Source organism: Rhodococcus sp. IEGM 1318 (assembly GCF_033142465.1).
GTDB lineage: Bacteria > Actinomycetota > Actinomycetes > Mycobacteriales > Mycobacteriaceae > Rhodococcus_F > Rhodococcus_F qingshengii_B.
Genome location: NZ_JAWLSC010000006.1, coordinates 140,076 through 151,963 on the forward strand (window position 1 = coordinate 140,076; position 11,888 = coordinate 151,963).

At 61.5% G+C, this 11,888-nt stretch carries 11 protein-coding genes and 1 tRNA gene; 4 read left to right on the forward strand and 8 right to left on the reverse strand.

Annotated features, from left to right (window positions below; all coding sequences use genetic code 11):
- Positions 1–34: 34 nt before the first annotated feature.
- The 8 genes from R4P65_RS15925 to R4P65_RS15960 form a co-directional block, all read right to left on the reverse strand.
- Positions 35–2,605 (reverse strand): glycosyl hydrolase 2 galactose-binding domain-containing protein, encoded by a 2,571-nt coding sequence (locus tag R4P65_RS15925; protein WP_317827229.1) that lies wholly within the window; start codon positions 2,603–2,605, stop codon positions 35–37.
- A gap of 2 nt (positions 2,606–2,607) precedes the next feature.
- The gene (locus R4P65_RS15930; protein ID WP_317827230.1) at positions 2,608–3,594 is read right to left on the reverse strand and encodes a DUF1839 family protein; all 987 of its coding nucleotides are present in this window, start codon (positions 3,592–3,594) and stop codon (positions 2,608–2,610) included.
- Complete coding sequence (locus R4P65_RS15935; RefSeq protein WP_317827231.1) at positions 3,594–4,550, reverse strand: amino acid--[acyl-carrier-protein] ligase; 957 nt, start codon at positions 4,548–4,550, stop codon at positions 3,594–3,596. The genes R4P65_RS15930 and R4P65_RS15935 overlap by 1 nt, the downstream gene beginning before the upstream one ends.
- The gene (locus tag R4P65_RS15940; RefSeq protein WP_317827232.1) at positions 4,547–5,737 is read right to left on the reverse strand and encodes an acyl-CoA dehydrogenase family protein; all 1,191 of its coding nucleotides are present in this window, start codon (positions 5,735–5,737) and stop codon (positions 4,547–4,549) included. The genes R4P65_RS15935 and R4P65_RS15940 overlap by 4 nt, the downstream gene beginning before the upstream one ends.
- Positions 5,734–5,976, reverse strand: a complete 243-nt coding sequence (locus R4P65_RS15945) for an acyl carrier protein (protein WP_230814247.1) — start codon at positions 5,974–5,976, stop codon at positions 5,734–5,736. Before R4P65_RS15945 ends, R4P65_RS15940 begins: the two co-directional genes overlap by 4 nt.
- On the reverse strand, positions 5,969–6,415 hold the full coding sequence (locus tag R4P65_RS15950; protein ID WP_317827233.1) for a holo-ACP synthase: 447 nt from the start codon (positions 6,413–6,415) through the stop codon (positions 5,969–5,971). The genes R4P65_RS15945 and R4P65_RS15950 overlap by 8 nt, the downstream gene beginning before the upstream one ends.
- Before the next feature lie 290 nt (positions 6,416–6,705).
- On the reverse strand, positions 6,706–7,347 hold the full coding sequence (locus R4P65_RS15955) for a ScbR family autoregulator-binding transcription factor (RefSeq protein ID WP_003946317.1): 642 nt from the start codon (positions 7,345–7,347) through the stop codon (positions 6,706–6,708).
- A 191-nt stretch (positions 7,348–7,538) separates the two neighbouring features.
- Positions 7,539–8,192 carry a TetR/AcrR family transcriptional regulator gene (locus R4P65_RS15960; protein WP_230814249.1) on the reverse strand — a complete coding sequence of 218 codons (654 nt, stop codon included), beginning with the start codon at positions 8,190–8,192 and terminating at the stop codon, positions 7,539–7,541.
- A gap of 169 nt (positions 8,193–8,361) precedes the next feature.
- On the opposite strand from R4P65_RS15960, the gene R4P65_RS15965 reads away from it, so the two are divergent.
- The 4 genes from R4P65_RS15965 (at position 8,362) to R4P65_RS15980 (ending at position 11,880) form a co-directional block, all read left to right on the forward strand.
- Positions 8,362–8,432: transfer RNA gene (locus tag R4P65_RS15965), tRNA-Gln, on the forward strand.
- Positions 8,433–8,498: 66 nt separating this feature from the next.
- On the forward strand, positions 8,499–10,007 hold the full coding sequence (glmU, locus tag R4P65_RS15970) for a bifunctional UDP-N-acetylglucosamine diphosphorylase/glucosamine-1-phosphate N-acetyltransferase GlmU (RefSeq protein WP_317827234.1): 1,509 nt from the start codon (positions 8,499–8,501) through the stop codon (positions 10,005–10,007).
- Positions 10,004–10,984 (forward strand): ribose-phosphate diphosphokinase, encoded by a 981-nt coding sequence (locus R4P65_RS15975; RefSeq protein ID WP_019744654.1) that lies wholly within the window; start codon positions 10,004–10,006, stop codon positions 10,982–10,984. Before glmU ends, R4P65_RS15975 begins: the two co-directional genes overlap by 4 nt.
- A 239-nt stretch (positions 10,985–11,223) precedes the next feature.
- The gene (locus R4P65_RS15980; RefSeq protein ID WP_317827235.1) at positions 11,224–11,880 is read left to right on the forward strand and encodes a hypothetical protein; all 657 of its coding nucleotides are present in this window, start codon (positions 11,224–11,226) and stop codon (positions 11,878–11,880) included.
- Positions 11,881–11,888: the final 8 nt, after the last annotated feature.

Consider the following 11,888-nt stretch of genomic DNA (forward strand, 5'->3'; position numbering starts at 1 on the left):
TCGGTGCGCGATCTCGCAGCGCAGTCCGATCCGTTCAGTTTCCCGTAGCACTCGTCTTCTTCGACGTCCGCTTGGACTGTGAAGATTGTGTGGCCGGGACGCTCGGAGGTGTAACCGCCACACTGGTGTGAGAGTTGAGCGCCCGAACGCGACCGATCACTTTCGTCGCCTGGCCGGTTCTCCGTAGGCGTACGGTCCTGCGACCGTTCGGCGCGAGGTGGAACCAGGAGTCTTCAGGCTCGAAGCACTGAAGTTCGAGTGCGACGTATTGGGCCGCGGCATCGGTCGAGACATCGACCACCCACTCGTCGTCACCGATGTTGCGCGCCGTGGCGACAAGTCCGACCGAACGCTCGCGGGGCCGCGCCGGACCTCCCAGGAGGTGCACAACTTCGTCGACCATCTCGCCGTCTTCGGTTTCGAGGGTGACGGTGACCGCGTCGTATGTCCTGGCCCCGAATTGAAAGACGTGGGTGAGGTCGGTGAATCGGCCGACCAGGCTGTCAATTGACCAGGTCAGACTCGAATGCGCTTCCACCTTGACCGGTAACCCGACGTCGACTGGGACGACGCCTGTCCGACTGTGCGCCCGAAACCTGATCTCGCCGACCACGGGGTGGGCGGCCTCGTTGATCGCGTCGAGCCTCAAGCCATCCATACCGTCATCCGTGACGAGCAGTGCGATCGGTTTGGCGCTCCTGCGCAGTATGAACCACGGAGCCTTGGGATTGCCGTTCCAGTCGAGGACTCCCCATCCCGGTCCGGGCTCCAGGTCCCGCAGTGCGAGTGTCAAGGCGCCGTCGCACCGAGAGTCCGGCCGACGCCAATAGCCGAGAGTCGACGCGTACGCCTCACAAACAGCTGCCCGACCCAGGTCGAGATACCGTTCCGGATCGGACCACCGAACGGCGCGGGGGTCCTCGCCGAAGAGTGTGTGGACGTAGTGGTCCCGAACATCCTCGAAATCCCACGACGATCCGTTGTCCCGCGGTACCGCGGCTTTCCACGCCGGGTGGTGCCCTGCCACGGCGAGTGAACCGAATTCGTTTTCGATCACGGCGTTCGACGGCGGAATTGCGAAGGCCAGTGACTCGGTGGCAAAACGCACTCGTGCGCCGAGTACGTCGGCAAGTGGACGACGGTACGCGCCTACCCCGAAGTAGTGGGCGACTCCGCTACCGACATGGGTGGCCAATTGATCTCCCTCGAGCGGCGCCGAGGGCGACGACGTCACATATTCGAGTTCAGGTGCAACTTTCGAGATCAGCTCGGGAAGTCTCGAATGAATGAGGGGAATGTGTTGATCGACCAAGCCCAGCATGGTCGGCTGCTGTTCGGTCTCGCTTCCCCCGCAGAGGACAGCCAGTGCCGGATTTCCGTGCACCCTCCGCAAGAATGCAGTGACCTCGGCGGCAACGAGTTCGAAGAATTCGTCGGTGTCGGGCGGGTCGAGCGTCGCCAACATCATGTCCTGCCACACGAGAATGCCCAGGCGCGCGCATTCGTCCCAGAAGTGGTCGCTCTCGTAGACCATCGTTCCCGGGACTCGGATCATGTTCAGACCCGCCTCGGCCAATCGTTCCAACACACGAGTGGTGCCTGAGTCGTCTTGCAGTGAGACCGGGTCGGTCGGTACCCAGACCGAACCACGGCAGTACACCCCGACACCGTTGACACTCAACCGGAATCCGCCATCGGATCTGTCGACTTCCACCGTCCTGAAGCCAACTGGACCGAGGTGCTCGGATACTCCTTCCGTTTCCACCGTCACCGGATAGGTACGCGCGTCGCCGTGAGTGTGTGGCCACCACAACTGCGCGTCCGATACCTCCACGACGCCGGACACCTCGAGCAATCCGTCAGGACCGGGAACCGCGGCCAACTGTCGCGAGTGTTCGCCGACGCGCACGGTGACGTAACCCGTCGAGGCCGGCAATCCGGTGAGCCGAGCATTGACGGCGACGCGACCGGTTGTGCCGTGGACACTCGCGTGCTTGTCGGCCGAAACTACGGCGGCAACTCCCAAGTCCAACAAACGAATACCCCGCCACGGACCCACCGGTACCGCCACGCTGCCGAAGACAGGAGCCATACCGAGCATCGTGGTCCGGATCCACCGAAGACCCTGTTCACGGACCATCGACGAACGCCAACGTCCGCGCGGCCGCCGTGAACTCAAAGTTGCCGAGAGAGAATGAAAACGAATGGCCACTTGAACGCGTTTGTCGACCCCGGTTCCGACGGTAACGTTCACCTCACCAGGCGTGAACATGGATTCGGCGGACGCCACGAGAACTCCGTCGATCCAGACATCCGCGAACGCAGTCACGCCGTCGAACTGAAGCAGCCACGACCCCTCATCGGTCGTAGCCACCGAGGTGACGAACCACCAGTCCGACGATTCAACAGACGCCGACGCAACAGATTTTGTGCGTCCGGCGTCAGACTGCGACTCACGCAACGCTCCGCCGACCGTTCCCGGCACGGACGCTGTCACCCACTCGGTTACGGTGTCGAGAGCATCCGGATCGGACACGGACCCGGGTTCGGTTGCAGCGCATCGCCATCTCGCGCCGACCAACAGGTCTGCTGACGATCGAGGCACTGCTAGACCAACCTCAGGCGTCGATACGAATCGACTCCAACTACGTCAGCGACGACATCCATCGCCCTCGTCCACGACACGGCCATCTCCTCGAGCTGCTCGCGGGGATCCACCGCACGCCCCCTGGCTGCGCGAGCCATCTGAAACTGCACGCTTTTGGCCCCGGCCGCCACCCTGCGGAAGTCGGGCGCAGCCTCGCCCGTTCCGGAAAACCCTGCGGTATCCAGGAATTCGCTGACATCGGCAGCAAGCTCCGCACTGGCGCCGCACTGACGAAGTAGCCCGAACGACCAGAGATGAAAGCCGTCCATTCCCGCCCCCTGCACCCATTCGAGGTCGTCGATCACCCTCCGGCCCAGCTCGCGCACAGGATTGCCCGGCGCTCGAACCGCCACATTCCGCCGAGCCACTTCGGCGATGTTTCCGGCGTTGGTGGCGTGAACCGGATTCAACCGAATCTGTTCGACGTAGGGCACAAACGAAGGAAGTGAGGAACGATCGAGATCGAAAATACCTGCGAAGTCTTCCCCTCGTAGCAAGTAGTACCCGCTGTTGTGGAAGTACTCGAGCTCGCCGGCCACGCGATCGATCCGATTGGGCACGATCGTGGTCTTGGTGTGTGCCTCGTGATAACTCGTTCCGAGTGTGTCGGGAAGCCAGTATCCGTCCACCTCGACCGTCGACAGCATCCCGACCGCGAGGTTGTCCTCGACATGTATCAGCGGTGCGCGCCAGACGTTCATCTCGGCGACTTCAATCCCGTACAGCGCGTAGATGTCCTCGGCCTTGAGCTTGAGGAACGTCCACTGATTACCGTCGAATCGGGAGGAAAATGCGCAGGCCAATGCCGGGACGGGGTCCAGTCCCAACGAATGCAACACTTCAATCCACAGATCCGTGTAGCAGTTGGTCTGCGCCCACACCCTGTCGTCCCGGTGCAATGTGTGAGGCAGGTGACGCTCCGGCGAGATGTCGACGAGACGTGACATCACATGCCCATTCGTTCACGAACGGCAAGGGGCCATGCCGATACATCGAGACCATGAGTTCTCAACAAAGACAATGCAATTCGCTCCATTCCGAAACCGACACATGAGCTGTGTGCCACCTCGCCCCGCGCCGTCCTGATGTCGAAATTGACACCGAAATGGTCGAGATGATTGTTCGACGACACGATGGCCGTCCCCTCGTCGAGATCCCCGTAGAGCCGAACTGTCAGTTCCGTCTTGAGATTCTCTTCGCGTTGATTTGCCGCGAGCATCTTTCCTGCGCGGCCGAAGAACGGATCGTTGGCGATGACCGGAGTGGCGTCGAGTTCGAGCCGTCCCAGTACCTCGAGTCCCCGCTCGATCCAGTACTCGCGATGTGCTCGCGCCGCTGCGGCGTCGCCGATCGTCACGAACTCGTGCATCCGAAACGCTTGCATGCGAGCCGGATCGATCGCCGGTTCGTGTCGGAAGCAAAAGCCGTAGATGTCGAGCAGTACCCCACCTTCGGGGAGAACCCCGGTGAACTTCGCATATGCCGGATGGCACGCAGCGGACACGAGCATGGTTTCGGTCGGCTCGAGGTGCTGATCCCAGGATTGCCCCTCGGCACGATCTGCAAGCAATCGCGCGTGATCGCGGTTGGAGCCGGAAAAGGTGTTGATGGCGCCGGTGAGGTTGGGAAACGACGCGATGTAATCGGTGCGCTCGAAACTGCTGCGCGGGAACACCGGCGGGAACCGCAGCCGAGTAGCAGCGGCGCCCGGACCCGCTGCCATCACCACTCGGTCGATCCCGTCGACGATGTCCTCGAACACACCGGAACGCCCGTAGAGTCCCGGTACTTCCGTCTCGACGAGAAGCCCTTCGACAAGCAGTTCGCGCTGAAAAGTGGCCCTTGCCAGATCCAGGTCGGTCTCGCGTGCCGCGGTCTCGCCTGTCACGATCTCGGTTGTCATATCGTTCCCCGGTATCCGATAGCCATGTGAGCTGACCCCGCCATGATTCGATCGTTGTTCACCATCACTGCTGCGCCGTGCGCGTCACGAAGGTGCCGGCCGAGCGAAAATTCGGTGTCCTCGCGATAGCCGGAGATTCCGCAGATCAACATTGCCTGCCCGACGATTTCCACCACCGCGGTGGAGGTAGTGACTTTCAAGTTGTTCATCGCGAGCGAAAAGCCCACAGCGCCGGTCGCCTCGGAATCGGCAGTGCCCACTTCGGCCTGGACCGCCTGGTCGTAACGTCGTGCCGAAGCGTCGACGAGATCAGCGAATTGTTGCGCAGAGGCTGCAACTTCGGCCAGCCTGAGCGCCCCGGGGGAGGCTACTCCCGGCTGTTTGCGGGCCGCGGCACGAACGTACTTGCGCGCCTTCTCGACAGCCGCATCCGCGATTCCCAACCACACCGAACTCCAGACGACGTGCGAGACGGGGAGCATGGTGTGCGTGGAGATCTCGGAATACGAGACGTCGGCAACCATTTCAGGCGTCGAGGTGGCCCGAAGGATGTAGCCGAGGCTGCAGGTTCCCCTCAGCCCCAGCGTGTTCCAGTCGGTGGTGCGTTCGAGAGTCAGGTCTCCGGTGCGACACACCACGAGAACCTGATCGTTCGGCTGACTCTCCACGGTACGCCTGGCAGTCACGACTATCGCGTCGGAATGCTCACCGTACGAAATTACGGGCGCGTTCTTGATCAGAAGGAGGTGACCGCCCAAATCTTCTACGGCGCAGTAACTCCGGCTGACGTCACCACCGATTCCCAACTCGGTTGTCGCCGACGCCAACAGCAATTGCTTGTCGACAGTTTCCTCGACGAACTCGCGGAGGGCTTCGGTGTTGCCATGTTTGAACAGCGAGTAGATTTGCGTCTGATGCATGGCGAAAATCATTCCGCTTGCTGCGCAGCGTGTTCCGAGCACTCGAGCGATCTGCGACACCTCCTGCAGCGAGAGGCCCTCGCCGCCGAGTTCCTTCGGCACGGCTACGGACAACAGTCGTTCACTGCGCATGGCATCGACGGCTTCGCGCGGAAACCTTGCTTCTACATCAACTTCGTCGGCCCACATCGCTGCAACTTCGTCGGCCACCCGTACAGCGCGCTCGAGAGCAGTCCCGGTCGAGCACTGCGATTGCGGAGCGTTCATGCAGCACCGAGCTCCGTCAGCGCGCCCTCGATCGCGTTCACGCTCGCGAAGGTACTCTTCCGCAACAACTCATCCGGGAACTCGATGTCGAACGAATCTTCAAGCGCCAGCATGACATTCACACTTGCGTGCGATGTCAACCCCAACTCGTAGAGATCAGCCTCGCCGTCGATCGTGTTCACGTCGACCGCTAGTCGACCGTGCTCGACGAGCACATTCCGAATTGCCTGATCAATCATCAGCGATGTCGTCCTTCTTTTCGATGCGAGCGCCCGAGCGCGTTGCGATCACCATTGCGATGGCCACGTCCGCCTCGTGCGAGATAGATACTTGAAAGTCGTGTAAATCCTGCACCTGTGCGAGTTCGGCAGCATTACCGGTCAGAGCGACCCCGCAACCGCCCCACTCGGCTCGGGTGATCTCGATGGAGTTCCACGGCACGGGGACGTCACCAGGCCTGAGCACCTTCACAACAGCCTCTTTGGCCGCGAAACGTGCAGCCAATCGCTGATCCCGAGCCGGCCCGGCGCACGTCTGCAATTCATGTGGAGTGAAGGTCCGATCCAGGTACCGTCGCCCGAAAAGATCGATACTGCGGGTGACATCCACGACATTCATGACGTCACAGCCGATCCGCGGACCGATGTCGAGCATCGGCGCCCGTGCGGTGTCACCCATCGCCTGACTCCCCCTTTTTTGGGGCCGCACACGCCGGGCAGCCCCCTATGCTGCCCGGTGCGCCGACGCCGTAATCCTGCCCTGACCAACCCTGCGTACTCAGCAATTCTTCAGCTACCAGTAGAACATACCGCAATCCGAAGATAGTCCGCAAGATCAGACTCCGAGATTCACATCAACGCCATAAACATACTCCTAGTTTGTTTTGAATGCAGAACAAACAGAATATTTTCCCTACCAGGAAATTTGCGACGAACTGAGCAAAAATGAGGTGGTCGAGCGCCGCGATGTCAGTGATCGCTGGCAAGGCGGCGAGCCGCAAATTGCCTGAAGTACTCCACTTTGGATTCCGGGACCACGATCGGAAGTATCAGGTTCCAGGACGCTTTCATGGAGTCCGAAAGCTCACGCACAGTCCCGGTCGCCGCTGCCATCAGCCGAACTCCGGATGCCACTTCCAACAGGAACCGGGCGATGTCGGCGGAATCCGCGTCCGAACGCAAATCACCTTCGTCCGCTGCACGACTGGCAAGTTCGCGGTAAATATCGAGCCAGACGTCGAGAGTTGCCGGACCGGAACCTCGATAGTCACCGATCTCCACCAACAAACGGAAGGTCGCACGAACCATAGCGTCGTGCGCGCCGATATCCACGATTACGGACGAAATGCCGATCAGCGACTCGAGCGCGGGCGTGCGACGGTCCAACCAGAGTTCACATTTTGCATCAAAACGTGCCGACCCCTCGTCGATCACTGCCCGAGCGAGTTCTTCCTTGGACCCGAAATGGAAGTACAGGGCGCCCTTGGTCACCTGGGACTCGGCGATGATCTCGCTCAAGCTGGCGTTGGCATAGCCCAGGCGCAAGAACACCCCCGCTGCTCCGCGCAGCACCGAATCACGGGTGGCTTCTGCCCGCTCTTGCCTCACCATCGATCCGGCCTCCAATCACCACACATCGAACGAATCCCTGGTCTTACCCGTTCACAGCGTCAAAATGGAAGGCTCGGTTTCGGCATTCAACCCACCCTTGCAAACAAATAAATCATTTGCCCATCAAACGATCGTGATACAGCGAACACAGCTTAGACCGCGATCCATCTCTGCGTGGCAGGCGCGCCTGGTTAACCCTCCAATTGAGGGTCGGCTTCCAGATTCGTCAAGCCATTCCAACACAAATTCACTAGGTGAGCGGCGACAACTTCCTTGGACGGAGTTCGTTCGTCGAGCCACCAAGTAGCCGTCGTGGACACCATGCCGACAAGTGCCTGGGCGTACATCGTTGCTAGTCCTGGGTCGAAACCGCGCCTGGAGAAGTCTCCGGCCAGTAGGTAGCCCACCTGGCTGATCGCGTCATTGAGCAAGCTCGAATACGTCCCACTCGGTGCGACAACCGACGAGTCACGCACAAGTATCCGAAATCCGTCCGTGTGCTCCTCCACGTAGGTGAGCAAAGCCAACGCAACCCGCTCCACTCGAACTCTCGAGCGATTCTGGGAGAGGGAAGACGTGATCATCTCGAGAAGGCGCGACATCTCCCGGTCCACGACGACGGCGTAGAGACCCTCCTTGCCACCGAAGTGCTCGTACACGACCGGCTTGGACACGTTCGCTCGCTGCGCGATCTCCTCGATCGAGGTCGCCTCGTATCCGCGCTCCGCGAAGAGTGCCCGCCCGATCTCGATCAGTTGTTGCCGACGTTGGGTACCGGTCATCCGGATCCGTGCCGCTCGTTCGGGAACTGGATCCCCGCCAACCGAACCGGGCACCGTCGCCATGGTCTTCCTCTCCCTGACACCTGAATCCTGACACCTGCAACAACTGCTGCGGCTACTCAGCCTATCGGGACTTCGGGGACCTATTTGGCGTAGCGGTTCGACCTACGGCGGGTCGGCATGCGATTATTCTTTCGCGCGTTCGACCGCAAGGCTCGGCAATGCGTGGCAATCCGCCGTGGTGTAATGGCAGCACCTCTGATTTTGGTTCAGATAGTTCAGGTTCGAGTCCTGGCGGCGGAGCTGGTGAACACCGTGCGTTTTCCGAGTGGAAACGCACGTCTTGATCGACAAGAGGGAGCTCAACCAGTGCAGACCGCCGTGATCGTTCTCGCAGCGGGTGCCGGTACACGAATGAAGTCGAAGACTCCCAAGGTCCTCCACGCTCTCGCCGGACGCAGCATGCTGGCACATTCGCTTCACGCAGCAACGTCACTGAACCCCACGCACCTGGTGACCGTCGTCGGTCACGACCGTGAGCGTGTCACCGAAGCGGTCAGCGCAGTCGCCGGCGAACTTGGCAGGCCCGTCACCGTCGCTGTCCAGGACGAGCAGAAGGGCACCGGGCACGCCGTCAGTTGCGGACTCGAGGGTCTGCCTGCCGACTTCGCCGGGACCGTACTCGTCACAGCCGCCGACGTGCCGCTGCTCGACGGCAAGACAATCGCAGACCTCCTCGCTCAGCACACTGCCGCCCCTGCGGCTGCGGTCACGGTGTTGACGTCGACGGCGCTCGACCCCACCGGCTACGGACGGATCCTTCGTACGACGGACGGCGAAGTCAACGCCATCGTCGAGGAGAAGGAAGCCACCGATTCGCAGCGCTCGATCACCGAGGTCAATTCAGGTGTCTACGCCTTCGACTTCGAGACTCTGCGCGACGCGCTGGCGTCTCTCGACTCCAACAACGCACAGCACGAGTTCTATCTCACCGATGTGATCATGATCGCCCGTCGCGCAGGCAAGCGTGTTCGCGCGCAGCACATCGCGGATTCAGTTCTCGTCGCGGGCGCCAACGACCGCGTGCAGCTCTCGACGCTTGCCCGCGAGATGAACCGTCGGATCCTCGAGACGTGGATGCGTGCCGGCGTCACCGTCGTCGATCCCGCGAGCACGTGGATCGATTGCGGCGTGCAAATCGCACAGGACGTGACGCTCCAGCCCGGAGTTCAGTTGACCGGCACGACGTCGGTGGGCGAAGACGCCGTGATCGGCCCGGACACCACCTTGGACAACGTGAGCGTCGGGGAGCGCGCGGTGGTCGTCCGCTCGCACGGGACCGACTCCGTGATCGGCGCGGACACAACTGTCGGTCCGTTCGCCTACCTCCGGCCGAATACCCGTCTCGGTGACCACGGCAAGATCGGTGCCTACGTGGAAACCAAGAACGCCGAGATCGGCGAACATTCGAAGATTCCGCATCTTACCTACGTCGGTGACGCCACCATCGGCCATCACAGCAATATCGGGGCTTCGAGCGTCTTCGTCAATTACGACGGGGTGAACAAGAGCCGTACTGTGGTGGGGTCGCACGTCCGAACAGGCTCCGACACCATGTTCGTCGCCCCTCTCGTCGTGGGAGACGGCGCTTACACGGGAGCGGGCACGGTCTTGAAGAACGACGTACCGCCTGGGGCGCTTGCCGTCTCGGGTGGAGCGCAGCGCAACATCGAGGGTTGGGTACAGAAAAATCGACCCGGCACTCCTGCAGCCGACGCCGCTGCAGCGGCTGCACAACCTGACAGCCCTGCACAACCTGACAGCACAGATCACCACCAGATCGACCGGCAAGTACAAAAGGACGGCATGAACCAGTGACTGCGAATTGGATCGACAACCAGAAGAACCTGATGTTGTTCTCGGGTCGCGCACATCCCGAGTTGGCGGAGCAGGTGGCGAAGGAACTCGACATCCGCGTCACCCCGCAGACCGCGCGCGACTTCGCGAACGGTGAGATCTTCGTTCGATTCGAAGAGTCGGTTCGCGGCTCCGACGCGTTTGTCCTGCAGAGTCATCCGGCACCGCTGAACACGTGGGTGATGGAGCAGCTCATCATGATCGATGCGCTCAAGCGTGGATCGGCAAAGCGCATCACTGCCGTTCTTCCGTTCTACCCGTACGCCCGCCAGGACAAGAAGCACCGCGGACGCGAGCCGATCTCTGCTCGCCTGATCGCGGACCTGCTCAAGACTGCCGGCGCAGATCGCATCATCACGGTCGACCTGCATACCGATCAGATCCAGGGCTTTTTCGACGGCCCCGTCGATCACATGCACGCACACAGCCAGTTGGCCAACCACATTCGCGCGGGCTACAACCTCGAGAACATCACGGTGGTCTCCCCCGACTCTGGCCGCGTTCGTGTCGCCGAGAAGTGGGCCGACTCGCTCGGCGGAGCACCGCTGGCGTTCATTCACAAGACGCGCGATCCGTTGGTGCCTAACCAGGTCAAGTCCAACCGCGTCGTCGGTGATGTCGAAGGTCGCACCTGCATCCTGATCGACGACATGATCGACACGGGCGGAACGATCGCCGGCGCGGTCAAGGTACTCAAGGAGGCCGGTGCGGGTGACGTCGTCATCGCCGCAACCCACGGCGTCCTGTCCGACCCTGCGGCTGAGCGCCTGTCGACGTGTGGTGCGAAGGAAGTTGTTGTCACCAATACACTTCCGATCGACGAGTCGAAGAAATTCCCGACGCTGACGGTGCTGTCCATCGCACCGCTGCTGGCTCGCACCATAAAGGAAGTTTTCGAGAACGGTTCTGTGACTTCGCTGTTCAACGGCAGCGCCTAGTCTTCCGCCGCACTACGGGCGCGTACCTGTGACTTCACTGTCACCGGTACGCGCCCGTAGTCGTCTTCGTGAACCCAACGAAAACAGACCACGCGGTCATCATGAAACCACCTGTGCGACACACGAATACCAGCAAATGCGGCAAACAGCATGATCTTGATCACGCCCGCGTCGAGAAACCCAGGTCGATGTTGGGGCGGTGTTCACCGCGCCGCAATCTTCGCCTAGTGTGGCTCGTCGTGATCGACGCGCAAACCCTGGAATCCCGGCCCGAATCTCATTCCCTGAATTCATCAGTTCCGACGATCCGGCGGTGGCGCCCAGGATCTTGTGTCTGGTGCGGAGACGACAACTCCGTGGACATGTTCCGCAACGAACCCCGCTGTGGAATATGCCGTGAAAACGAAGGCATCATCGACGACGCCAAGCGCTTCCTCGGGATGTACGGTCTGCGCCCGCTCGGCGGCACGCTGCAGTCCGACGACGACGAAGAGCGCGAGTACCGCGTCAACGCACGCGAGGCACGCCGAGTCCTGAACGAGATCCGCATGGACGTCCTTCCCGATGCGGCCGCTGTTCGCAAGGCAATTCGGCCCCGCGCCGCAACGGTTGTCGCCGACACGTCACCTGCGCGGGCTTCCAGCCCCTCCAGCACGGGCACAGTGACGCGCGTTGCCGCTCCGGTCAAGACGGACACCGTGGACATCGACACGCTCCAGACGCGCGTCCTAGGGCTTCTCGATCAGCTCGGTTCCATCGACGAGCAGATCAAGGTCGCCGAACTCGCACAGGGGTTGCCGGCTCGCGCACGACTGAGCGATTTGAACAAGCAGAAGGCCACGGTTCTTCGCACGCTGGCCGCTCTCGAGAAGGCTCGCATCGCCGCCTCCAACTAATTCTCCTC

Excerpts from the sequence above, each read along its gene's own strand:
- R4P65_RS15930 (WP_317827230.1), bottom strand. The coding sequence starts at position 3,594 with ATGTCACGTCTCGTCGACATCTCGCCGGAGCGTCACCTGCCTCACACA.
- R4P65_RS15935 (WP_317827231.1), bottom strand. The coding sequence starts at position 4,550 with ATGACAACCGAGATCGTGACAGGCGAGACCGCGGCACGCGAGACCGAC.
- R4P65_RS15940 (WP_317827232.1), bottom strand. The coding sequence starts at position 5,737 with ATGAACGCTCCGCAATCGCAGTGCTCGACCGGGACTGCTCTCGAGCGC.
- R4P65_RS15945 (WP_230814247.1), bottom strand. The coding sequence starts at position 5,976 with ATGATTGATCAGGCAATTCGGAATGTGCTCGTCGAGCACGGTCGACTA.
- R4P65_RS15950 (WP_317827233.1), bottom strand. The coding sequence starts at position 6,415 with ATGGGTGACACCGCACGGGCGCCGATGCTCGACATCGGTCCGCGGATC.
- R4P65_RS15955 (WP_003946317.1), bottom strand. The coding sequence starts at position 7,347 with ATGGTGAGGCAAGAGCGGGCAGAAGCCACCCGTGATTCGGTGCTGCGC.
- R4P65_RS15960 (WP_230814249.1), bottom strand. The coding sequence starts at position 8,192 with ATGGCGACGGTGCCCGGTTCGGTTGGCGGGGATCCAGTTCCCGAACGA.